We start from the raw sequence: 19,789 nt of genomic DNA, 5'->3' as shown, positions 1-19,789 counted from the left end.
GACCCGCGCCCCGCCGCCCGCTCCACTCGCTCATGGGCCCGACCCTATGCAGCGGCGATCTCCCCGGCATGCGTGGGGGCGCGCCGGATCGGGTACCACGGCACCCAACCGAGGGAAGGACGGCCCAGATGAGCCAGGCACCGGAGACCGTGCACGCCGCGGACGCGGCGGAGACCGTGGAGACCCGCGGGGACGAGCGGGTCGACCTGCTGCGCGCCGACACCAACAACGACGGCCGCACCGACGTCTGGGTGGTCGACACCGACGGGGACGGCAAGCCCGACCTGTTCCAGTTCGACACCGACGGGGACGGCAAGGTTGACATCACGATGGTCGACCTCGACGAGGACGGCACCCCGGACGAGGTGGTCGACGGCGACGGCGGCCTGCCGCCCGAGCAGCTCCCCCCGACCGTCCAGGTCTGACACCCGCGCCGGGTTCCCGCGTCCGGCGGGAATCCGGCGTCGGCGCCGTGGAGGTCTGCGGCCGGGGCCGGTCGTCAGCCGGCGAGGCGCAGGGTCGCCAGGTAGTACGGCGCGTCCCGATCGTCCACGTCGGTCAGTCGCCAGCCGGTGCCCCGGACCAGCTCGGCCAGTTCGTCCGGGGAGCAGACCAGGTAGTCGAACCACTCGGTGCCCAGTTCCCGGTAGCGCAGCCGGAGCCGGAGCTGCCCACCGAACCGGCCCCGACGCCGGTTGCGCTCGTGGTAGCCCGTGTGCACCGGGTCCCGGGTGCCGTACGGGTCGGTGCCGTGGGCGATGACCTGTGCTCCCGGCCGGGCCAGCGCCGCCAACGCGGCCAGCAGCGCCGGCCCGCGTTCCTGCCCCTCCAGCAGGCCCACGTTGTTGCCGAGCAGCAGGAACGTGTCGTAGCGGCGGCCGTCCGCGACGTGCGCGTCGACAGTGCCGTGCACCAGGTCGTGTACGCCCCGGCGGCGGCAGACGGCCAGCGCCCCGGCCGAGGTGTCCAGCCCGGTGACGGGCACGCCCCGTTCCTGGAGCAGCAGCGCGATCCGGCCCGCCCCGACGCCGACGTCAAGGGTCGCGCCCCGGACCCGGTCCACGGCCCGGTGGTCGTACGGCTGCCAGTCGGCCGGACCGTCCAGGTAGTGCGCGGCGGGGGCGCCGTTGATCAGCCCGTCGTCCCGCTCGATGATCTCGATGACCGGTCGCGGCAGCCGCCCGCCGGCCAGCGGGCGGGGGCCGACCCCGGTGGCCACGGCGTACGCGTCGCGCAGCATCTCCCCGAACACGTCACCGATCCGTGGCTGTCCCGTCACGGGCTTCACGCTATCCGGCCGGTCAGTCAGCCGCACCGGCCGTATCCTGGCGGGGTGACCACCCTGGACCGCCTCGGCGCGGAGAAGTACATCCTGCTCACGACGTTCCGCAAGGACGGTCGGGCGGTGCCGACCCCGGTCTGGGCGGTGCGCGACGGCGACGCGCTCTGGGTGTGGTCGGCGGCGGACGCCGGCAAGGTGAAGCGGATCCGGCGCAGCGGCGACGTCACGGTGGCCCCCTGCGACGTCCGGGGCCGCCCGCACGGCGAGGCGGTCGCCGCCCACGCGACCCTCTGCGACGCGGCCGGCACCCGACGGGTACGTGAGCTGATCAAACAGAAGTACCGGATGATCGGCCGGCTCAGCCTGCTCGGCAGCCGTCTGCGGCGCGGCGAGAGCGGCACGGTCGGCATCCGGGTCGTCCTCGCGGACCGGCCGCCGGCCGGCGCCTGATCCCCTCGCCCGTCGTCTTTACGCGGCGGGGTCCGGACACGACTGAGGGCGGCGGACCATGTCCGCCGCCCTCAGTTCACACCTGTTTGTACCCGGTCGGTCAGTCCCCCTGGCGCTGCTGGGGGATCTGTCCCTGCAACAGGGCCCTGACCTCCGACTCCCGGTACCGACGGTGTCCACCCAGCGTGCGGATGGCGCTGAGCTTGCCCGCCTTTGCCCACCGGGTCACCGTCTTCGGGTCGACACGGAACATCGACGCCACCTCGGCCGGTGTGAGTAGCGGCTCTGGTTCGTGCGTTCGCGATGCCATCGGTCACTCCTCCACATGTATAGACATCGGCCGGGGTCCCGCCGGTCGACGCGTCTCCCATGGTCCGGCTAGTCCCCGATGTCCGACATGGGCCGAACGGCCGAACGTCCCTAGACGGACGGATGAACCATGCCCGATTTATGCGACTTTTACACGGCAGAAAGTACCTTATTCGGACTCATGATCACGGTTCGTGATGCGTCGACTACGAACCCGCCTCGACTTCGGAGCAGATTATGGGCGGTTTAGCCTCAGTTGCACCTTTCCAGCAACTGGACCGCCCGCCAGCGCGCGACCAGCTTGTCGTACGCCGTCGAGGCCTCCTCCGCCTCGCCCCGGGACAGCCCGGCGAGCCCGCTCGCCACCAGCTGGGGCGAGTCGTCGGCGGCCAGCGTCTCGTCCGACAGCAGCTCGACCAGGCCGCCGTAGTCCAGCTCCACCATCGAACGCGGGTGGAACTCCTCCAGCCAGCGGGCGGCCTCCTCGACCGCCTCCGTGATCGGCGCGTCGCCGATCGACTTGCGCAGCACCGACAGGGCCCGCGACGAACGCCGCCGCGCCTTGGAGATCTCCGTCCGGTAGTGCAGCGCCCGCCGCCCGGGGTGGGTCACGTGGTGCCGTTCCTCCGGGCCGAAAAGCACGAACCAGCGCAGCGGCACGCCCCACGTGGCGATCTGCTCGTGCACGCGCGGCACGCCGTGCTCCAGCACCCGCGCCCCGCTGCGCCAGTCCTCCACCACGGCCTTCGCCTGCCCGGCGAGCACCGGCGGCACGAACGCGTCGGCCAGCACCGGCGGCACCCCGTCGCGCGCGTTCAGCGCCGCCTCGGCCACCCGGATGCGCAGGTTCCACGGGCAGACCAGCAGGGCCTCGTCGGTCTCCAGGACGTACGCCTCGTCCGGCAGGTCGGGCAGCCGGGTCCAGCCGGCGCCGAGCGCCTCCAGCACCGACGTCCGTTGCCGGCCCGGCCCCTCCACCGGTGCCACCGCCCGCCCCTGCTCGACGTAGCGCCGCCAGTACGCCTGGCGGTCCCGGTCGAAGGCGGTCAGCGGCTCGTACACGCGCAGGTATGAAGCGAAGAGCGACGGCACGGCGCGATCCTCCCACGAATTGGAACTCGGCCGCCGTCGGCAGCGCGATCACGCGTGCCGTGGGCGGCCGGACGGCGTCGGCCGATACTAGGCTCAGCGGCACCGGCAGCATCCCGCCGGCGGTCCACCGGTCCGCGTCCCACAAGGGCGCACCCCACACCAGGAGCGAGTCATGGGCGTATTCGCCACCACCGAAGACCCGGGGTCCAGCGGTCACGAACAGGTCGTGTTCTGCCAGGACAAGCAGACCGGCCTCAAGGCGATCATCGGCATCTACTCCACCGCGCTCGGCCCCGCGCTCGGTGGGACCCGGTTCTACCCGTACGCCAGCGAGTCCGACGCCCTCGCCGACGTGCTCGACCTCTCCCGGGGCATGGCCTACAAGAACGCCCTCGCCGGGCTGGACCTGGGCGGCGGCAAGGCGGTCATCTGGGGTGACCCCGAGCGGATCAAGAGCGAGGCGCTGCTGCGCGCGTACGGCCGCTTCGTGGAGTCCCTGGCCGGGCGCTACTACACCGCCTGCGACGTCGGCACCTACGTCGCCGACATGGACGTGATCGCCCGCGAGACCTCGTACGTCACGGGCCGCAGCGTCGAGCACGGCGGCGCCGGCGACTCCTCGATCCTCACCGCCTGGGGCGTGTTCCAGGGCATGCGGGCCGCGGCCGAGCACGTCTGGGGCGCCCCGACCCTCGCCGGCCGGCGGGTCGGCGTGGCGGGCCTGGGCAAGGTCGGCAAGTACCTCGTCGGCCACCTGATCGACGACGGCGCCGAGGTGGTGGCGACCGACGTCAACCCGAAGGCCCTGGAGTGGGCCCGCGCCACCCACCCGCAGGTCGCGCTGGTCGACGACGCCGCCGCGCTGGTCGCCGCCGACATCGACGTGTACGCCCCGTGCGCCCTGGGCGGCGCGCTCAACGACGACACGGTGCCGGCGCTGCGCGCCAAGGTGGTCGCCGGCGCGGCCAACAACCAGCTCGCCCACTCCGGCATCGAGAAGCTCCTCGCCGACCGAGGCATCCTCTACGCCCCGGACTACGTCGTGAACGCCGGCGGCGTGATCCAGGTGGCGGACGAGATCGAGGGCTTCAACTTCGACCGGGCCAAGCTGCGCGCGACCCGGATCTACGACACCACCCGGGAGATTCTGCGACTGGCCGACGCCGAGGGCGTGCCGCCGGCCGTGGCGGCGGACCGGCTGGCGGAGCGGCGGATGGCCGACGTCGGCCGGCTGCGCACGATCCACCTGCGCTGAGCGCCTCGGGGGCGGAGCGGTCGTTCCGCCCCCGGCCCCGGCGGGCCGCCCGTCCCGTTAGGGTGGTTTCGCATGGCTCTGCCCGGTGTCACGGGCGCTCCCGCCGCCGCTCCTTACCGGGTACAATCGGTGACGGCTGGATGACCGCGACGCGCGGTGTCGGTCGACGGTAACCCGAGGTGCCGAACGGTGGCATCCCCATGTACCGTAAGAGCCACGAGAGATGCCTGACGTCATCGGGGCCCGCCTTCGGGCTGCCCCGCATTCTGTGCGAGGGGGTCGAGCCATGGGGCGCGGCCGTGCTAAGGCCAAGCAGACGAAGGTGGCCCGGGAGTTGAAGTACCACTCCCCGAACACCGACCTCACCGCCTTGCAGCGCGAACTGGCGGGTGCTGGTAAGTCTGAGCACAACTTCGACGACGACTACAAAGAGTATGTCGACGACGATGATGAGGATCACGCGGACGAAGACCCGGATCCCTGGGTACGTCCGCCCCGCTGACCTCCGGTAGCAGCTGAGCACGCGGTGATCGCCCGCGTGCTCACGCATGTGCCCATCGAAGCGGCGCCAAGACCGACGATCAGGGACCTGCCCCGCCCGGAGAGCCTTCCGGACGATCGGCAGGTCCCTGATCACGGTCTGTCTCAGCGGGGACGGTTGTTCCAGTTGTAGAACGTCGGGATGTTCTCGAAGTGGTTCCAGGCGCACACGGCGCTCGCGCCGTCGCCGCCCGCCACCTCGGCCCGTAGTCGCCGCGCGGCCTCGGCCTCGCGCAGGAGTGCGGTGAGTCCCGGCGCGGCTTCCCGCACCCGGTCGGCGACCTCGTCCGGGCTGTCCGTCCTCCGGTCAGGATGCCGGTGACTGGTGGTCTCGGGCATGCTCCAACACTCCCTCCAGTAAGTGGATCTTGCTGTTGCGGCAGTGCGCGGTCTGCGTACCGTCGAAACGCCCCTGTTCGAAGTAGCGGTTGGCCGCGTGGCCGCCGCCGCAGAACCCGAAGTAGGGGCAGGACGCACGGCACGCCTCGACGCCGGCGAGGAACTCGCCGACCCAGGGCGTCCGGTCCGCGTGGGCGAGGATCTCGACCAGCGGGGTGGCCAGCACGTTGCCGCTGCTGAAGTCGCCGTACCGGACATCGGTGAAGCCGGCCAGCTCCGGCGAGAGCACTGTCACCGAGCCGTCGTGGCCGACGGTCGGGATCGGGTCCAACCGCCGGGGAAGCAGATCGTCGGCGCTGCCGTCCAGCACCGCCGCGGCGTACCGCAGCGACCACTCGACCTCGCGCAGGTGGATCCGGGGCTCCCGGCGCCAGGCCGCCACCAGCTCCGCCCAGAAGGCGGTCACCAGCCGCGCGTCGTGGGAGTTGTCGCGGAGGTTGACCCCCTCGGTCTCCTCGATGTTGACGCCCAGCACGTCGCAGCCCAGGTCGAGGAAGTAGTCGTACAGCTCGGTGGCCAGGCCCGGCCCGGGGCGACCCACCACCGCCAGCGCCGAGAACGGCAGGCCGTGCCGGCGCAGCGCCGCCACCCCGCGCAGGATCCGGTCGTACGCGGGACCACCTCCCCGCGTCACCCGGTCGCCGTTGCGTTCCCGCGGGCCGTCCACGCTCACGCTCACCCGCACCCCGTGCTCGACGAAGAACGCGCACCAGGCGTCGTCGATCAGCGTGGCGTTGGTCTGCACGTGGTGCTCGACCCCGGGCCCGAAGGGCGCGATCAGCGCGGCCAGGTGCTCCCGGCCGGCGGCCAGCGGCTCGCCGCCGTGCCACACCACCGAGAACCGGCCCGCCGCCGCCCACGGGTTGACCGACGCGGCCACCGCCTCGGCCACCGGCACCGGCATCCGCCGATCGGCCGCGCGGAAGGGCAGGTAGCAGTAGGCGCAGTCCAGGTTGCACAGGGTGGTGGGCTGCATGACCACGTACGAGGGGACGGCGGCCAGGCCGCGCATCCCGCTGAACGACAGTCCCCGAGCAGCCATTGCCCTCCTCCGCGCCTGAAGGGCTGTCGGGGAAACCGGGCGGGCGGCCCCGACAGCTCTGAGGGTGCCCTTCAGGCTAGGCGGCCACGGCCACTCGGGTGAAGCCCTGATCAGGTGCCCGTACGGTCACCGGGAGTCGATCAGCCCCGGGTGTGCTGGCCGACCATCTGCACGTTGCCGGAGCCCTCGATGATCTCGCCGGCCTGCCACGCGTCGACGCCCCGGCCCGTCAGGGTGGCCAGCGCGCGGTCCGCGTCCTCGGCGGAGACGATCGCGAACATGCCGACGCCCATGTTGAAGGTCGCCTCCATCTCCGGGTCCTCGATCCGCCCCTTGGACTGGATCAGGTCGAAGATCGGCTGCGGCTTCCAGGTGGACCGGTTGACGACCGCGTCGACGTGTTCGGGGAGCACCCGGACCAGGTTGCCGGGGATGCCGCCGCCGGTGACGTGGGCGATGGAGCGCACCTCGGCCTCGGCGATGAGCTTGAGGCAGTCCTGCGCGTAGATCTTCGTCGGGGTGAGCAGCTCCTCGCCGAGGGTGCGCTGCCGGCCGAAGTCGTCGATCACCACGTCGAGCCGCATCCGGCCGGCGCCCAGCAGCACGTGGCGCACCAGCGAGTAGCCGTTGGAGTGCAGGCCGGAGGAGCGCATCGCGATGACGACGTCGCCCACCTCGACCCGGTCGGGGCTGAGGATGTCGCTCTCCTCCACCACACCGACGCCGGTGGCGGAGATGTCGTACTCGTCCGGGCGGAGCACGCCCGGGTGCTCGGCGGTCTCGCCGCCCAGCAGGGCGCAGCCGGCGTAGCGGCAGCCGTCGGCGATGCCGGCGCCGATCTCGGCGACCTTGTCCGGCACGACCTCGCCGGTGGCGATGTAGTCGAGCAGGAAGAGCGGCTCGGCGCCGCAGGCCACCAGGTCGTCGACGACCATCGCGACCAGGTCGATGCCGACCGTGTCGTGGATGTCCATCTGCTGCGCGATCACCAGCTTGGTGCCCACGCCGTCCGTGGACGAGGCCAGGATCGGGTTCTTGTACTTCTTCGTGTTCAGCCGGAACAGGCCGGCGAAGCCGCCCAGGTCGCCCATCACCTCGGGGCGCCGGGTCTGCTTCACCTTCGACTTGAGCAGCTCGACCGCGCGGTCGCCCGCCTCGATCGAGACCCCGGCGTCCGCGTACGAGACCGAGCGTTTGCGCGCCTGGCGGCCGGTGCCGGCCGTCCAGGGCTGGCGGTCGCCGCCGGCGCCGGACGGGCTGCTTCCTGCGCCGCTGCGCTCGGACACGTGCGTCACGGTTCTCCCCCTTGGTTCTGGCGCCGCGCCGGCGGTGGCCGGGCCGCGCCGGGTGGTGCTACGGGCGGTGTGTGGTCACGCCGCCCGGAGTGGCGACGAGCGGGGCGGTGTGCTCCGGGGTGTCGGCCGCGTGCGCGGCGACCCGCCGGCCCACCCCTTCGAGCACGTGCTTGCCGATCAGGTTGCCGGCGGGCAGCTCGATCGGGTATTCCCCGTCGAAGCACGCACGGCACAGCCGGGTCTTCGGCTGCTCGGTGGCGGCGATCAGGCCCGGGAGCGACACGTAGCCGAGCGTGTCCGCCCCGATCGACCGCCGGATGCCGTCGTTGTCCAGCCCGTTGGCCAGCAGCTCGGCGCGGGTGGCGAAGTCGATGCCGTAGAAGCACGGCCAGTTGACCGGCGGCGACGAGATGCGCACGTGCACCTCCAGCGCACCGGCCTCGCGCAGCATCCGCACGATTGCCCGCTGCGTGTTGCCGCGCACGATCGAGTCGTCGACCACGACCAGCCGCTTGCCCCGGACGTTCTCCCGCAGCGGGTTGAGCTTGAGCCGGATGCCGAGCTGGCGCAGCGTCTGCGACGGCTGGATGAACGTGCGCCCGACGTACGGGTTCTTCATCAGGCCGGCGCCGTAGGTGATGCCCGACTCCTCGGCGTAGCCGATCGCGGCCGGGGTGCCGGACTCCGGCACCGGGATGACCAGGTCGGCCTCGACCGGGTGCTCCTTGGCCAGCTGGCGGCCGATCTGCACCCGGGCGGAGTGCACGTTGCGGCCGGCGATGGTGGCGTCCGGGCGGGCGATGTAGACGTATTCGAAGAGGCAACCCTTGGGTTCCGGGGCGGCGAACCGGCTGGAGCGCAGGCCGTCCTCGTCGATCGCGATCAGCTCGCCGGGCTCGACCTCGCGGACCACGCTCGCGCCGACGATGTCCAGCGCGGCCGTCTCGCTGGCCACCACCCAGCCGCGCTCCAGGCGGCCCAGCACCAGCGGCCGTACGCCGTGCGGGTCGCGGGCCGCGTAGAGGGTCGACTCGTCCATGAACACGAAGCTGAACGCGCCCCGCAGCTGCGGCAGCACCTCCAGCGCCGCCGCCTCGACCGACAGGTCCGGGCGGCTGGCCAGCAGCATCGTCACCAGGGAGGTGTCGTTGGTCGAGCCGTCGGCGACCAGGCCCCGCTCGGCCACCTCGCGCTGGAGCTCCGCGGTGTTGACCAGGTTGCCATTGTGGGCCAGCGCGATGGTGGTGCCGGACGTGGTGGACCGGATGGTCGGCTGGGCGTTCTCCCACGTCGAGCCGCCGGTGGTGGAGTAGCGGGCGTGCCCGATCGCCACGTGCCCGCGCAGGCTGGCCAGGGTCGGCTCGTCGAAGACCTGGGCGACCAGGCCGAGGTCCTTGTAGACCACCACGCCCGAGCCGTCGCTGACCGCGATGCCCGCGGCCTCCTGGCCACGGTGCTGGAGGGCGTAGAGCCCGAAGTAGGTCAGGTTGGCGACCTCCTCCCCGGGCGCCCAGACGCCGAAGACGCCGCACGCGTCCTGGGGGCCTGGTCGTTGGGGATCAAGGTCGTGGCTCAGCCGGCCGTCGCCTCGGGGCACCTGCGCTCCCTCATGCTGATCTGGACCGGCCTTGCGGAATCACGCGGGGGGCGGATCCGCACTCCTCGGCCGGGACCACTGTCGTCGCCTGACAGTGTACGCGAATCCGTGTCGATACAGAAAGTCACGATCCGGCTCCGAGGTGTGACCGGTCGATGCGTATCGCCCCAGCTAGAGCGGCAGGTGCGCGGAGAGATCCGCCCGGATTCCGCTCACCCGTACGCGACCCTGGGTGATCGCGTCGGCCCAGTCGAGCCGTCCGGTGGCCACCGCCAGCCAGGTCTCGGGCTCCATCTCGACGACGTTGGCGGGGGTGCCACGGGTGTGTCGGGGGCCGGAAACGCACTGAACTGCGCCGTAAGGTGGGACACGCACCTCCACCGATCGGCCGGGGGCGCGCTCCGCGAGGACGGTCAACAGGGCACGGACCGCCTCCCGGAGGACCGGTCGTTCGGGCGTACGCCCCTCGTCGAGCGCCGACAACGCCGCCGCGACCGCGGCGGACTTAGTGTGCGGAGAGGACACGACGGGACGATACGGCTTCAGCACGCCGCGCCTGACGCTGGCCCTGGGTCGCGCCGATCCGGTCAGACAAGGCATAGTTGCCGACGGCGTATTCGTACCGTGATGATCCCCGGCCCGGCGCCCCGCCGCCGAGGGAAGTCAGTCCGGAAGGGCGGTGGACGTGTCAACACACCGACGTGCCTGGAAGCAGCGGGCCGGTGTGGTCGTGGCGCTGGTTGTCGGCGCTCTGCTCGCCGCCCCCGCCACACCAGCCCTGGCCGCGGACGTCACCGTGTCGCCCGGCTCGGTCACCGTCAACGCCGGCAGCGACGCGATGGTCACCGTCCAGGTCACCCCCCGCGACGGCGACGAGAAGGTCGAGGTCAGCCTCGGCGGTCTCCCGAGGAACGTAAGCTGCGGCGGCTGCGGAGACATCGAGTTCAACAACGACCGGCCGAGGTCCCAGCTGCTGCGGATCAGGGCCAGCGACAACGCCGGCGATGCGAACGTCACCGTCACGGTAGCCGCGCAGGGCGACAAGTCCGGAGCCGGACAAGGCGCCACCTTCCAGCTCAGCGTCAAGGGCCGGGCCCAGCCGTCCCAGCCGCCCCAGACGCAGACCGTCAAGTCGGTCTCCGGCAAGGTGGTCGTGCAGGCGAACGGCAAGGCCGTGCCGAACGCCGTGGTCATGCTCCAGGACGGCGCCGGCAAGAAGATCGACACGATCAGCGACGACGACGGCAACTTCCGCTTCTCCGGCAGCAGCGAGAAGCCGATCGCGCCCGGCCGGCTCGCCATCGGTGCCAGCGTCGGTGAGGTCTACGCCACCAAGAGCTTCGACGCGTCCGCCGGGCAGAGCGTCACCGGCCAGCGCATCGCGCTGGCGATCAAGGTCGAGACGACCCCGAGCCCCACCCCGTCGGCCAGCGAGGAGCCGCTCCCCTCCGACGAGCCCGTCGAGGAGACGCCCGAGGAGAGCACCGAGGCGACCCCGGGCGCGGCGGCCAACGCCAGCAACGAGGACTCCGGCGGCATGGGCTCCTGGCTGATCATCCTGCTCGGCGGCCTGCTCGTCGCCGCCGGTGTCGGCACCATCGTGCTGCTCCTGATGCGGCGCAAGGACAACGGCGACGAGGCCGACGACGACGCCCCGGCGGGCGCCGCGGCCGGTGCGGTCCCGGCGGCCCGCGGGGCGTTCCGGGGCGCGGACGACCAGACCCGGGTGGTCAACCGGGTCGGCACCACGCCGGATCCGACGATGGTGGGCGGCGCCGCGCTCAGCGACGCCCCGACGATGATGCACCGCCCCGTGGTCGACGACGTGCCGCCGGACCCGTACGGCGCTCCCCCGCAGCCCTACGGCGCGGCGGGCAACCAGCAGGCCTGGGGCGGCAGCGGCTACGGCGACGAGCCGGCCGGCGCGGGTGGCTACGGCGGTGCCGGCTACGGCAACGCGCCCGCCTCCGGCGGCGGCTACGGCAGCGGCGGCTACGGCAACGCGCCCTCGTCCGGGAGCGGCTACGGCAACGCGCCCGCCTCCGGCGGCGGCTACGGCAGCAACGACTACGGCGCTCCGGCAGGTGCGGCCGGCGTGGCGGGTGCCGCGGGCTACCCGCCGGCGGGCGGCGGCCGGGGCCACGGCGAGCGGTACGACGAGCCGACCGGCCGCTACACCGGCGACGCCACCCAGTACCCGGCCCCGGCCGACCCGTACGCCACCGGCGTCTACCAGCCGGAGCAGGGTCAGGGCTACGGCCAGTCCGACCCGGGCGCTTACGGCCGGGGCGGCGAGTCCACCGGCAGTTACGACCAGCCGGGCGGCGGCTACGAGCGGGGCGGCTACGGCCAGTCCGGCGGCTACGGCGGCCAGGAGCCCACGGCGCCACGCGGCGGCTACGGCCAGTCGGGCGGCTACGACCAGCCCACCTCGTACGACAACCAGGGCGGCTACGGCCAGGGCGGCTACGGTCAGGAGCCCCCGCAGCAGCGCGGCGGCTACGAGGACCGCGACGGCTACGGCCAGGGTGGCTACGGCCAGCCGGGCGGCTACGACGATCCGCAGACCGGTCGCGGTCGCCCGGACGGCCCGCCGCAGCAGGACCGGGGTGGCCGCCGGCTGGACTGGCTGGACGACTGACCCGCTCGGGGCCGGCCCCCGACGACAGCACCACGGCGAGGGCCGTCCGGATCTCCGGGCGGCCCTCGCCGCCGTTCCGGCCCGCCCCGGGTCGGACGCGCGGTCGCAGGGAGGAGGTCAGGCGGCGGAGAAGACGCCCTGCCGCAGCAGCGGGACCACGTCCGAGACGCCGACCCGGACGGCGACCTCCACGTCCCCGGCGAAGCCGCCCTCGATGAGTTCGCGGCCCGACACGCTGCCGCAGACCGCGGCGGGCACGTCGGGGGTGCTGGCGAGCGCGGCGAGGGCCATGGCCGCCTCCACGGAGAGGCCGCCGGGCACACCCGACAGGGCGTCCAGCACGCAGGCCGCCCCGAGCTGGTCCTCCACGCAGGGGCGCAGGGAGCCGTCCGGCCAGCGCTCCCCGGAGGCGATCACGCCGATCGGCGCGTCCGTCGAGCCGTACCCCTGCTGGTCGAGCCAACGGCCGACGGCTTGCGCGTTGCGCAGGCAGGCCGCGACCACCGGCAGTCCGGTGGCGCTGGCCGCCGCGCTGATGGCCGAGCCGTTCGGCGACGGCAGCACGAGGTCGGCGACGACCGGCGCGGTGGTCAGCGCCGCCGACGAGAGCGACCACGGGTGTTCCGGGGTCGTCTGCCGGCGGCCCACCGCCGCGACCGCGCCGACGCGCCGTGCGTAGTCGGCGGCCTGCTCGCCCCACGGGAACGGGTGCACCCGCATGCCGCGCCCGACCGCGACGTCCACGGCGGTGGTGAACGACAGCACGTCCACCACCACCAGCACCGCGCACACCCGGCCCAGCTCGGCCGCCCCCGTCAACCCCCAGTCGAAGCGGGCGCCTGAACCGGGTTGGACGTGGACGGCCGCGGCCACCGCCTCAGCGCTGACCGGGCTCGGTGTCGCCGGGCTCGGGAGCCGACGCCCCGCCCGCCTCGGCCGGTCGGTCGGCGGCCTCGGCCGCCGACTGCTCCGGGCCGGGCGCGACGGCCTCCGCCGGGGCTGCCGCCTCGGCCGGGGCCACCGGCTCGACGGCACCGGTCGACGGGACCGGCCCGGCCGACGCGATCGGCTCGCTCACGACGGCCGACGGGTCCACCGGCTCCACGCCGGCCGATTCGGCGACGGGCAGCGGCACGGCCTCGACGGCACCCGCCACACCGGTGGCCGGCGCGGGCACCTCGACGACCCCCGCGCCCCCGAAGAGGCGCGGCAGCGTCTCGCCGTGCGCGGCCCGCAGCTCGTCCAGGCCGATGCGGAACTGGCCGTGCACCTCCAGCGCACCGCCGGTCGGGTCGGTGACGCCGATCAGCTCGAACGGCACGCCGCGCTCGGCGCAGAGGGCGGTGAACGCCTTCTCGTGGCCGCGCGGCACCGACACCAGGGCCCGGCCGGCGGACTCGCTGAACAGGTAGACGAACGGCATCGAGCCGCCGTCGAACCGCTCCGGCACGGCGATCCGGGCGCCGACGCCGCGCCGCAGGCAGGACTCCACCAGGCTCTGCGCGAGGCCGCCGTCGGAGAGGTCGTGCGCGGCGCTCAGGTGCCCGACCCGCGCGGCCTCCGCCAGCAGGTCGGCCAGGAGCCGCTCGCGGGCCAGGTCGACCTGCGGGGGTACGCCGCCGAGGTGCTCGTGGGTGACCCAGGCCCACTCCGAGCCGGAGAGCTCCACGTGCGTCTCGCCGAGCAGGAAGATCTGGTCGTGGTCGCCGCCCGGCCGGGGCACGAAGCCCATCGGCACCCGGTCGGCCACGTCGTCGAGCACGCCGAGCACACCGACCACCGGGGTCGGGTGGATCGGCGCCGCGCCGGTCTGGTTGTAGAAGCTGACGTTGCCGCCGGTGACCGGGATGCCCAGCTCCGCGCAGCCGTCCGCCAGGCCACGGACGGCCTCGGCGAACTGCCACATCACGCCCGGGTCCTCCGGCGAGCCGAAGTTGAGGCAGTTGGTGACGGCGATCGGCTTCGCGCCGGTGACGGCCACGTTCCGGTACGCCTCCGCCAGCGCGAGCTTCGTGCCGTGGTACGGGTCGAGCCGCGCGTACCGGCCGTTGCCGTCCACCGACAGCGCCACGCCCAGCCCGGTCCGCTCGTCGATCCGGATCACGCCGGAGTCCTCCGGCTGGGCGAGCACGGTGTTGCCCAGCACGTAGCGGTCGTACTGCTCGGTGACCCAGGTCTTGTCGGCCAGGTTGGGCGACGCGATCATGCGCAGCACGGTCTCGCGCAGCGCGTCCGGGTCGGCCGGCCGGGGCAGCGTCTCCGCGCGGTCGGCCTGGAGCAGGATCAGGTCGGCCGGTTCGCGCATCGGGCGGGCGTAGACGGGACCGTCGTCGACCAACGAGCCCGGCGGCACATCCACCACGAGCTGGTCGTGCCAGGTGATCAGCAGCCGACCCGGCTGGCCGTCCGGCGCCGGCGGGGTCACCTCGCCGATGGCGGTGGCCCAGACGCCCCACTTCTCGGCGGTCTTGAGCACCGCTTCGAGCTTCTCCGGCTCGACGACCAGCAGCATCCGCTCCTGGGACTCGCTGGCCAGGATCTCGTGCGGCTCCATCGAGGCCTCGCGCAGCGGCACGCGCTCCAGCCAGACCCGCATGCCGGTGCCGGCCGCCGCGGCGGTCTCGGTCAGCGCGCAGGTCAGGCCGGCGCCGCCGAGGTCCTGGATGCCGACGACCAGCCGGGCGTCGTAGAGCTCCAGGCAGGCCTCGATGAGCAGCTTCTCCATGAACGGGTCGCCGACCTGCACCGACGGGCGGCGCTTCTCGCTGCCCTCGTCGAAGGTGGCGCTGGCCAGCACCGACACGCCGCCGATGCCGTCCCGGCCGGTCCTGGCGCCCATCAGCACGACGACGTTGCCCGGGCCGGCAGCGGCCTTGTTCTGGAGCCGGTCGACCGGCAGCACCCCGAGGCAGAGCGCGTTGACCAGCGGGTTGCCCTGGTAGCAGGGGTCGAAGACGACCTCGCCGCCGATGTTCGGCAGGCCCAGGCAGTTGCCGTAGCCGCCCACGCCGGCGACCACGCCGGGCAGTACCCGGGCGGTGTCGGGGTGGTCGGCGGCGCCGAAGCGCAGCGGATCCATCACCGCGACCGGGCGGGCGCCCATGGCGAGGATGTCCCGCACGATGCCGCCGACGCCGGTGGCCGCGCCCTGGTAGGGCTCGACGAAGCTCGGGTGGTTGTGCGACTCGACCTTGAAGGTCACCGCCAGCTCGTCGGAGACCTGCACGACGCCGGCGTTCTCGCCGATGCCGGCGAGCAGCCGGTCGCTCGGCGGGGCCTTCTCGCCGAACTGCCGCAGGTGCACCTTGCTCGACTTGTAGGAGCAGTGCTCGCTCCACATGATCGAGTACATCGCCAGCTCGGCCTGGGTGGGCCGCCGGTCGAGGATGTGCCGGATCCGCTCGTACTCGTCGTCGCGGAGGCCCAGCTCGGCGTACGGCTGGAGCTCACCGGGGGTGTCCCCGGCGCGCGGCACGGTGTCCAGTCCGTCGGCCCAGTCGGCGTTCGCCGGCCCGGGACGCCCGGCCGGCGGCACGACGCCGGCCGGACGCGGCTCCACCGGCTGCGCCGGGGCGGCCGGGAAGGCCTCCGGGTTATCCCGTACCTCGTCCGGATGGGTGGTCATGACCTCTCCTCGCTGCGCTCGCGTCCGCCCGACGGGCGGGTGAGCCGACCGTTGATGCCGCGCACGGTCACGCCGGCATCCCCACCAGGTGCTTGAGCACCGAGGTGAAGAAGCCGAGACCGTCCAGGGAGGGGCCCGTGAGCGCCTCCACCGCGTGCTCGGGATGCGGCATGATGCCGACCACGTTGCCGGCGGGGTTCGTGATCGCGGCGATGTCGCGCTGCGACCCGTTGGGGTTGCCGCCGACGTAGCGGGCGACCACCCGGCCCTCGGCTTCGAGCTGGTCCAGCGTCGCGGTGTCGGCGACGTAGCAGCCCTCGCCGTTCTTGACCGGGATCAGCACCTCCTGGCCGGGCTGGAACGCGTTGGTCCACGCGGTGCCGACCGACTCGACGCGCAGGACCTGGTCGCGGTTGCGGAAGTGCAGGTGCTGGTTGCGGGTGAGCGCGCCGGGCAGCAGGTGGGCCTCGCAGAGGATCTGGAAGCCGTTGCAGATGCCGAGCACGGGCAGGCCGCCCCGGGCCGCGTCCACGATCGTCCCCATCACCGGGGCGAACCGGGCGATGGCTCCGCAGCGCAGGTAGTCGCCGTAGGAGAAGCCGCCGGGCAGGACGACGGCGTCCACCCCGTGCAGCTGCGGGTCGCCGTGCCAGAGGCGGACCGGTTCGGCGCCCGCGATCCGGACGGCCCGGGCCGCGTCCCCGTCGTCGAGCGAGCCGGGGAAGGTGACCACACCCACCCGGGCGGTCACGAGCGTGCGTCCACGGTCTCGTCGGCCTCGGCCACGCGGACCGTGAAGTCCTCGATGACCGGGTTGGCGAGCAGCTTGTCGGCGATCTCCCGGGCCCGGTCCAGGTCCGGTTCACCGGTGAATTCGATCTCGATCCGCCTGCCGATCCGAACCGAGGCGACGTCGCTGACGCCGAGCCGGGGCAGCGCGTTTGCGACGGCCTGGCCCTGGGGATCGAGGATCTCGGGCTTGAGCATGACGTCGACGACGACGCGAGGCACTGGGCACTCCTGACTGTGTACGCAGTTGGGTGCCTACCCACAACGGGCGAGCGCAGCCAGCCTACCTGGCAGATACCGCCCCGGACGCACCGGCCGGACGCAGTTCAGGCGGTGATCGACATTCCCGGCGCGGGGCCCGGGGACCGATGCGGGTTCGTTGCGATCCCGATGCCCATCCGTTGCCGACCGACCCGTTTCGCCCCACTCCGGGGGATCGCCGGGACACCGCCCGCCGCCCCGCCCGCCCATACCGTCTCATCCATCATTTCCGATGGATCTCTTGTGAACGACATCTCAGGGGCCCTACCGTACATCGTCGTACGTCGATCGGCTGTCGGGCCACCCGCCCGCCGGCCGACAGCTCGACCCGGTGAACCCGGGCCCCACCCCGAAGGAGCCCCCATGCGCATCCGATCCATGGTCGCGGTGCTGGCCACCGCAGCGGCCGGCCTGCTCGGCGCCAGCTCCGGCGCCCTCGCCGCCCCGGCCGGCCCGCAGCCGATCATCGGCGGCAGCACCGTCTCGTCGGCCCCGTGGGCCGCCGCCGTGCTCAGCAACGGCTCGTTCACCTGCTCCGGCACCATCATCGCGCCGCAGTGGGTGCTCACCGCGCGGCACTGCGTGAACGGCACGATGTCCGTCCGGGTCGGCAGCGTCAACCGCACCTCCGGCGGCCAGACCCGCACCGTCAGCGCCAGCTACAGCCGGTACGACCTGGCCCTGCTGCGCCTGTCCAGCTCGGTGAGCACCTCGTACGTCACGCTCGCCAACAGCAACCCGCCGCTCAACTCGACCAACTCGATCTACGGCTGGGGCATGACCTGCTACAGCGGCTGCTCCGCCTCGACCCAGCTGAAGACCGCGTCGGTCCGGGTGACCAGCAACAGCGCCACCGACGCGTACGGCGGGCAGGCGATCCGGAGCACCCGGATCAACGGCAACGCCTGGCGGGGCGACTCGGGTGGCCCGCAGTTCTACAACGGCGCGCAGGTCGGCGTCGCCTCCACCGCCGACGGCCAGAGCATCCAGAACTACGGCAGCGTCGCGTACAACCGGGCCTGGATCACCCAGACTGCCGGTGTCTGACGGTTAGCACCGCGCCGGGCGCGGATGGTCGGCAGCGCGCCGGCCGTCCGCGCCGCGCCGTTTTGCAGCATCCGATCAGGTGAACACGGCTCACGATCGGGTGCGCGCAACCCTGAGACCATCGGAAACGTGCTGGTCGTGACGACGGAGCAACTACCCGGGTACGAGATCCGCCAGATCCTCGGCGAAGTGGTGTCGTCGATGGCCAGGACGCGGAACCCGTACCGCGAGGGGGTCAAGAACCTGCGCGGTGGCGCGTACGACCCGATGGCCCCGGACAACCTCACCCGGTGGCGTACGGACTCGGTGGCCCGGCTCGGCGAGGAGGCCCGCCGCATCGGCGCGAACGCCGTGGTGGGGATGCGCTTCGACAGCCGCGACTGCGGCGAGATGTGGATGGAGATCTGCGCGTACGGCACGGCCGTGGTCGTGGCGCCCAAGATGCCCGACGTCATGCCGCCCGACCAGCCGCTGGTCGCCGCGGAGACCGCGCACGACCCCTCCTTCGCCGAGTCCCCGGGTGGCATCGCCGAACCGGCGAGCGCCCCCAACCTCCGCTCCGCAGCGGAAACCCCCACCCGAGACTGACCACCCCACCCCACCCCACCCCGGCCCCCCACCCCGCCCCGAGCCCGCGGTGATCATGAGGTTGACGGCGAAGTTGATCTCTAAAACCGCCGCCAACCTCATGATCACCGCGTAGAGGGTGGGGATGGGATGGGGGGGTGGGTGGGTCAGAGGATGGGGGGTGGGGTGTAGGTGGCGGCCTGGGGGTGGGCGTCCACGACCGTGGCGATGCGGCGGGCGACGGCCTCGACCTGGGCCGGGGCGGCGCCGACGAAGGCGGTGCGGTCGGCGACGAGGGTGTCGATCTCGGCGCGGGTCAGGCCCAGGCGGCCGTCCTGCGCCAGGCGGTCGAAGAGGTCGTTCCCGGCGGCGCCCTTCTCGCGCATGGCCAGGGCCACCGCGACCGCGTGCTCCTTGATCGCCTCGTGGGCGACCTCCCGGCCGACGCCGCGCCGGACCGCCGCCACCAGGATCTTCGTGGTGGCCAGGAACGGCAGGAAGCGCTCCAGCTCCCGGTTGACGACCGCCGGGTACGCGCCGAACTCGTCAAGCACGGTGAGGAAGGTCTGGAACAGCCCGTCGGCGGCGAAGAACGCGTCCGGCAGGGCGACCCGGCGGACCACGGAGCAGGAGACGTCCCCCTCGTTCCACTGGTCGCCGGCCAGCTCGCCGACCATCGACAGGTAGCCCCGGATGATCACGGCGAAGCCGTTGACCCGCTCGCTGGAGCGGGTGTTCATCTTGTGCGGCATCGCGCTGGAGCCCACCTGGCCCGGCTTGAAGCCCTCGGTGGCCAGCTCCTGGCCGACCATCAGCCGGATGGTGGTCGCCAGCGACGACGGGGCGGCGGCGATCTGGGCGAGCGCGGAGAGCACCGCCAGGTCGATCGAGCGCGGGTAGACCTGGCCGACGCTGTCGAGGACCCGGCTGAAGCCGAGGTGCCCGGCCACCCGGCGCTCCAGCTCGGCCACCTTGTCGGCGTCGCCGTCGAAGAGGTCGAGCTGGTCGGCGGCGGTGCCGACGGGGCCCTTGACGCCCCGCAGCGGGTACCAGTTGATCAGGTCGTCGAGCCGTTCGTACGCGATGAGCAGCTCCTCCGCGGCCGACGCGAAGCGCTTGCCCAGCGTGGTGGCCTGCGCCGCGACGTTGTGCGAGCGGCCGGCCATGACCAGGTCGCTGTGCTCGACGGCGAGCCGGGACAGCCGGGCCAGGGTGGCGACCACCCGGTCCCGGATCAGCTCCAGCGAGCGGCGCACCTGGAGCTGCTCGACGTTCTCCGTCAGGTCACGGGAGGTCATCCCCTTGTGCACGTGCTCGTGCCCGGCGAGCGCGCTGAACTCCTCGATCCGGGCCTTCACGTCGTGCCGGGTGACCCGCTCCCGCTCGGCGATCGAGCCCAGGTCGACCCGGTCGAGCACCCCCTCGTACGCCTCGACCACGCCGTCGGGCACTGCGATGCCGAGGTCCCGCTGGGCCCGGAGCACGGCGAGCCAGAGCCGCCGCTCCATCCGGATCTTCTCCTCCGGCGACCAGAGGGCGACCAGTTCGGGCGAGGCGTACCGGTTGGCGAGCACGTTCGGGATCGTCGTCACGGCGCT

The 19,789-nt window shown here is 72.9% G+C and carries 20 protein-coding genes; 7 read left to right on the top strand and 13 right to left on the bottom strand.

Annotated elements, in window-relative coordinates; all coding sequences use genetic code 11:
- The first annotated feature begins 128 nt into the window (after positions 1 to 128).
- Positions 129 to 425, top strand: coding sequence for a hypothetical protein (locus AC0OO9_RS15680; protein ID WP_151455703.1), 297 nt, complete (start codon positions 129 to 131; stop codon positions 423 to 425).
- A 74-nt stretch (positions 426 to 499) separates the two neighbouring features.
- Here AC0OO9_RS15680 and AC0OO9_RS15675 read toward each other — a convergent pair whose 3' ends face one another.
- On the bottom strand, positions 500 to 1,279 hold the full coding sequence (locus AC0OO9_RS15675; protein ID WP_484517796.1) for a class I SAM-dependent methyltransferase: 780 nt from the start codon (positions 1,277 to 1,279) through the stop codon (positions 500 to 502).
- Between the two features lie 54 nt (positions 1,280 to 1,333).
- Between AC0OO9_RS15675 and AC0OO9_RS15670 the strand changes: the two genes are divergently transcribed.
- Complete coding sequence (locus tag AC0OO9_RS15670) at positions 1,334 to 1,732, top strand: PPOX class F420-dependent oxidoreductase (protein ID WP_132235136.1); 399 nt, start codon at positions 1,334 to 1,336, stop codon at positions 1,730 to 1,732.
- A 100-nt stretch (positions 1,733 to 1,832) separates the two neighbouring features.
- Here AC0OO9_RS15670 and AC0OO9_RS15665 read toward each other — a convergent pair whose 3' ends face one another.
- Together AC0OO9_RS15665 and AC0OO9_RS15660 are read right to left on the bottom strand one after the other, a co-directional pair.
- On the bottom strand, positions 1,833 to 2,042 hold the full coding sequence (locus AC0OO9_RS15665) for a BldC family transcriptional regulator (protein WP_007073996.1): 210 nt from the start codon (positions 2,040 to 2,042) through the stop codon (positions 1,833 to 1,835).
- 251 nt (positions 2,043 to 2,293) lie between these two features.
- A complete protein-coding gene (locus AC0OO9_RS15660) occupies positions 2,294 to 3,133 on the bottom strand; it encodes a DUF8083 family protein (protein WP_484517794.1) in 840 nt (279 codons plus the stop codon).
- A 172-nt stretch (positions 3,134 to 3,305) separates the two neighbouring features.
- Here AC0OO9_RS15660 and AC0OO9_RS15655 point away from each other — a divergent pair, with 172 nt between their 5' ends.
- Positions 3,306 to 4,388, top strand: coding sequence for a Glu/Leu/Phe/Val family dehydrogenase (locus AC0OO9_RS15655; RefSeq protein WP_357576944.1), 1,083 nt, complete (start codon positions 3,306 to 3,308; stop codon positions 4,386 to 4,388).
- Between the two features lie 286 nt (positions 4,389 to 4,674).
- Positions 4,675 to 4,890 (top strand): DUF3073 domain-containing protein, encoded by a 216-nt coding sequence (locus AC0OO9_RS15650; protein ID WP_089002617.1) that lies wholly within the window; start codon positions 4,675 to 4,677, stop codon positions 4,888 to 4,890.
- 143 nt (positions 4,891 to 5,033) lie between these two features.
- On the opposite strand, the gene amcA is transcribed toward AC0OO9_RS15650, so the two are convergent.
- The 5 genes from amcA to AC0OO9_RS15625 form a co-directional block, all read right to left on the bottom strand.
- Complete coding sequence (gene amcA / locus AC0OO9_RS15645) at positions 5,034 to 5,267, bottom strand: multiple cyclophane-containing RiPP AmcA (protein ID WP_484517792.1); 234 nt, start codon at positions 5,265 to 5,267, stop codon at positions 5,034 to 5,036.
- On the bottom strand, positions 5,236 to 6,339 hold the full coding sequence (gene amcB, locus AC0OO9_RS15640) for a cyclophane-forming radical SAM peptide maturase AmcB (RefSeq protein WP_357576970.1): 1,104 nt from the start codon (positions 6,337 to 6,339) through the stop codon (positions 5,236 to 5,238). Before amcB ends, amcA begins: the two co-directional genes overlap by 32 nt.
- A 170-nt stretch (positions 6,340 to 6,509) precedes the next feature.
- Positions 6,510 to 7,664 carry a phosphoribosylformylglycinamidine cyclo-ligase gene (gene purM, locus AC0OO9_RS15635; RefSeq protein WP_484517791.1) on the bottom strand — a complete coding sequence of 385 codons (1,155 nt, stop codon included), beginning with the start codon at positions 7,662 to 7,664 and terminating at the stop codon, positions 6,510 to 6,512.
- A 58-nt stretch (positions 7,665 to 7,722) separates the two neighbouring features.
- Positions 7,723 to 9,261 carry an amidophosphoribosyltransferase gene (gene purF, locus AC0OO9_RS15630; RefSeq protein ID WP_484517790.1) on the bottom strand — a complete coding sequence of 513 codons (1,539 nt, stop codon included), beginning with the start codon at positions 9,259 to 9,261 and terminating at the stop codon, positions 7,723 to 7,725.
- A 171-nt stretch (positions 9,262 to 9,432) separates the two neighbouring features.
- The gene (locus AC0OO9_RS15625; RefSeq protein WP_421456780.1) at positions 9,433 to 9,786 is read right to left on the bottom strand and encodes a sterol carrier family protein; all 354 of its coding nucleotides are present in this window, start codon (positions 9,784 to 9,786) and stop codon (positions 9,433 to 9,435) included.
- Positions 9,787 to 9,946: 160 nt separating this feature from the next.
- Between AC0OO9_RS15625 and AC0OO9_RS15620 the strand changes: the two genes are divergently transcribed.
- Positions 9,947 to 11,902, top strand: a complete 1,956-nt coding sequence (locus AC0OO9_RS15620; RefSeq protein ID WP_484517789.1) for a carboxypeptidase-like regulatory domain-containing protein — start codon at positions 9,947 to 9,949, stop codon at positions 11,900 to 11,902.
- A gap of 117 nt (positions 11,903 to 12,019) precedes the next feature.
- Here the strand turns inward: AC0OO9_RS15620 and AC0OO9_RS15615 are convergent, their stop codons facing one another.
- From AC0OO9_RS15615 to purS, 4 genes are all read right to left on the bottom strand, one after another.
- Positions 12,020 to 12,775: a 2-phosphosulfolactate phosphatase gene (locus tag AC0OO9_RS15615; RefSeq protein ID WP_311412118.1), complete on the bottom strand. Its 756-nt coding sequence runs from the start codon at positions 12,773 to 12,775 to the stop codon at positions 12,020 to 12,022.
- A 4-nt stretch (positions 12,776 to 12,779) separates the two neighbouring features.
- Entirely contained in the window at positions 12,780 to 15,527 is a 2,748-nt protein-coding gene (gene purL / locus AC0OO9_RS15610; RefSeq protein WP_484517788.1) for a phosphoribosylformylglycinamidine synthase subunit PurL, read from the bottom strand.
- Between the two features lie 67 nt (positions 15,528 to 15,594).
- On the bottom strand, positions 15,595 to 16,278 hold the full coding sequence (purQ, locus tag AC0OO9_RS15605; RefSeq protein ID WP_484517787.1) for a phosphoribosylformylglycinamidine synthase subunit PurQ: 684 nt from the start codon (positions 16,276 to 16,278) through the stop codon (positions 15,595 to 15,597).
- Positions 16,275 to 16,538: a phosphoribosylformylglycinamidine synthase subunit PurS gene (purS, locus tag AC0OO9_RS15600; RefSeq protein ID WP_121397234.1), complete on the bottom strand. Its 264-nt coding sequence runs from the start codon at positions 16,536 to 16,538 to the stop codon at positions 16,275 to 16,277. Before purS ends, purQ begins: the two co-directional genes overlap by 4 nt.
- A gap of 402 nt (positions 16,539 to 16,940) precedes the next feature.
- Here purS and AC0OO9_RS15595 point away from each other — a divergent pair, with 402 nt between their 5' ends.
- Positions 16,941 to 17,624: a S1 family peptidase gene (locus AC0OO9_RS15595; RefSeq protein WP_132235154.1), complete on the top strand. Its 684-nt coding sequence runs from the start codon at positions 16,941 to 16,943 to the stop codon at positions 17,622 to 17,624.
- 24 nt (positions 17,625 to 17,648) lie between these two features.
- Positions 17,649 to 18,212: a YbjQ family protein gene (locus AC0OO9_RS15590; protein ID WP_484517786.1), complete on the top strand. Its 564-nt coding sequence runs from the start codon at positions 17,649 to 17,651 to the stop codon at positions 18,210 to 18,212.
- 146 nt (positions 18,213 to 18,358) lie between these two features.
- Here AC0OO9_RS15590 and purB read toward each other — a convergent pair whose 3' ends face one another.
- Positions 18,359 to 19,783, bottom strand: a complete 1,425-nt coding sequence (gene purB / locus AC0OO9_RS15585) for an adenylosuccinate lyase (protein ID WP_484517785.1) — start codon at positions 19,781 to 19,783, stop codon at positions 18,359 to 18,361.
- Positions 19,784 to 19,789: the final 6 nt, after the last annotated feature.

The organism is Micromonospora sp. USAFONa4, assembly GCF_057197825.1.
This window is presented reverse-complemented; position numbering and strand designations above follow the sequence as displayed.